Origin of the sequence: Cedecea sp. VD22 (genome assembly GCF_037150195.1) — a bacterium.
Classification (GTDB): domain Bacteria; phylum Pseudomonadota; class Gammaproteobacteria; order Enterobacterales; family Enterobacteriaceae; genus Cedecea.
Genome location: NZ_JBBCPX010000056.1, coordinates 1 through 422, shown reverse-complemented (window position 1 = coordinate 422; position 422 = coordinate 1). Strand labels below are relative to the sequence as shown.

Sequence of the window (422 nt, the reverse complement as noted above, 5' to 3'; positions counted from 1 at the left end):
CTGACCGCTGCAATCACTACCGTTCTGGCTAAAACCTACGGTGGTTCTGCTCGTGCATTCGACCAGATCGATAACGCACCAGAAGAAAAAGCTCGTGGTATCACCATCAACACCTCCCACGTTGAGTACGACACCCCGACTCGTCACTACGCGCACGTTGACTGCCCAGGGCACGCCGACTACGTGAAAAACATGATCACCGGTGCTGCTCAGATGGACGGCGCTATCCTGGTTGTTGCTGCGACTGACGGCCCTATGCCTCAGACCCGTGAGCACATCCTGCTGGGTCGTCAGGTTGGCGTTCCTTACATCATCGTGTTCCTGAACAAATGCGACATGGTTGATGACGAAGAGCTGCTGGAGCTGGTTGAAATGGAAGTGCGTGAACTTCTGTCTCAGTACGACTTCCCGGGCGATGACAC

General features: G+C 55.0%; 1 protein-coding gene. It reads left to right on the top strand.

Annotated elements, in window-relative coordinates; genetic code table 11:
• Nucleotides 1-422, top strand: a 422-nt coding sequence (locus WFK85_RS23455; protein WP_336709969.1) for a GTP-binding protein, incomplete at both ends; no start/stop codon positions are given.